This window comes from Phytoactinopolyspora endophytica (assembly GCF_004138495.1).
Lineage (GTDB): Bacteria > Actinomycetota > Actinomycetes > Jiangellales > Jiangellaceae > Phytoactinopolyspora > Phytoactinopolyspora endophytica.
Genome location: NZ_ML142857.1, coordinates 243,367 through 245,363 on the forward strand (window position 1 = coordinate 243,367; position 1,997 = coordinate 245,363).

The 1,997-nt window shown below is 70.9% G+C and carries 1 protein-coding gene and 1 pseudogene; both read right to left on the reverse strand.

Translation table 11 applies throughout. The features are described 5' to 3' along the window. Positions 1 to 642: pseudogene (locus ELR45_RS38370) on the reverse strand (mandelate racemase/muconate lactonizing enzyme family protein); the annotation flags it as partial. Beyond that, positions 642 to 1,997 (reverse strand): dipeptide ABC transporter ATP-binding protein (locus tag ELR45_RS19010; RefSeq protein ID WP_205856858.1); only part of this gene is annotated, 1,356 nt, incomplete at its 5' end. The gene ELR45_RS19010 and the pseudogene ELR45_RS38370, both read right to left, overlap by 1 nt.

The following is a 1,997-nucleotide window of genomic DNA, read 5'->3' on the forward strand; positions in this document are numbered from 1 at the left end:
ATCGAACACCTTCTCGACGAACCGGCAGGCGTCCCGCGAGTCCAGCAGGTTGGAGAAGTCCAGCGACTTGATCTGCAGTACGTCGCCGAACCGGTCCCGGGCGGTTCGCAGGAACCGCTCGTCCAGGTCGAGCCGCCGTCCGACGTAGACCCGGAAGTGCCGGAAGCCGGCCGTCAGCTGCTTCTCGACCAAGGCGAGCCGATCCTCGATATCGGACTCGCGCTGCTGCCGGAACAGCGGGTACGCGATCGGGATGCCGTCGCGCACCGGTCCGCCCAGCAAGTCGGCGACGCGTACCCCGAACCGCTTGCCGGCCAGGTCCCACAGCGCGATGTCGACCCCACACTTGATCGCTCGGCTCTTGTCGTAGATGTAGCCGGCTTGCGGGAAGTTCGCCTCCATCCGGCGCTCGATCTCAGTGATCGCGAACGGGTCCAGCCCGGTCAGTAGCTCCGACAGCGTCCGTTCCAGGTCGGGCACGTCGACGTGGAACCGGGGCAGGTGCTGGAGGTCGGACATCTCGCCGATGCCGACGAGGCCCTCCTCCGACGTCCGGATCTTGACGATCACGTGCCCGCAGACCAGCCCTGTGGTGCGCGGGGTGTTGATCGACGTCAGCCGTACTCCGGTGATCTGGACCATCAGGCGGTCGTCCTCTCGTCTCGGGGGTCGCGCGGCGCCATCGCCAGCAACGCCTTCGTGTACTCGTGTGCCGGGTCGCGATAGATCTGCTCGGCATCGCCCTGTTCCACCACGACGCCGCCGCGCATGACCGCGACCCGGTGCGCGACCGAGCGCACCACGGCCAGGTCGTGGGTGATGAACAGGTAGGCGACGCCCGTCGCTTCCTGCAGGTCGGCCAGCAGGTTCAGGACTTGCGCCTGGATCGAGACGTCGAGCGCGCTGACCGCCTCGTCGCACACGATGAGGCGGGGTTTCAGCGCCAGGGCACGGGCGATCGCGATCCGCTGCCGCTGGCCTCCGGAGAACGCACGTGGGAGCAGGGCGAGGGCGGAGCGGTCCAGGCCGACGGAGTCGAGCAGGCCGACGAGCACGTCGTCCACAGCGGGCACGGCATGCACGCGCAGCGGCTCGGACAGGATCTGCCGGACGGTCATCCGCGGGTCCAGGCTCGCGTACGGGTTCTGGAACACCACCTGGACCTCGCGCTGGAGCCGGGACAGCTGGGTCCGGTCCGGCGCGGTCACGTCGATCCCGTCGTAGCGGACCGTGCCGCCGGTCGGCTGTTCCAGCCGCAGCAGGGTCCGGGTCAGGCTGGTCTTGCCGGAGCCGGACTCGCCGACCAGGGCAAGTGTCCGGCCGGGCCACAACCGGAGGCTGACCCCGTCGACAGCACGGACGTGGTCAGTCGTGCGGCGCAGGAGTCCGCTGCGCACCGGGTAGTGCAGCCGCACGTCGTCGAACTCTGCCAACGGAACCGCCGGGTCGGCGACGGAGTCGGCGACGGGCTCAGCGACGGGCTCAGCGCCGGAACTGGACGTCGCTTCCGCTGCCGATCCGTCGCCGCCCAGGTGGACGGTACGGCGCACGTCGGCGCTGTCGCGGAACCGGCGCAGGTCGACCTCGCCGGTCCGCAGGCAGGCGGCGTCGTGGCCCGGCTCCAGCGGAACCCGGGCCGGTACCTCGGTACGGCACTCGTCCACGGCGAACGGACAGCGCGGCGCGAACGCGCACCCCGGCGGGCGACGGCGCAGGTCCGGAGGGCGCCCGGAGATGGCGACCAGCCGGCGCCGGGCCGGCGCGTCCACTCGTGGCGTCGACCCAAGCAGCGCAGCCGTGTACGGCATGCCGGGGGCGCCCAGCACCTGCCGACTCGGCCCGGACTCCACGATCCGGCCCGCGTACATCACCGCGACCCGGTCGGCGTGCGCAGCGACCACGCCCAGGTCATGGGTGACGAGGACCAGCGCCATGCCGAGCTCACGCCGCAGTGAGTCCAACATGGCCAGGATCTCGGCCTGCACCCCGACGTCGAG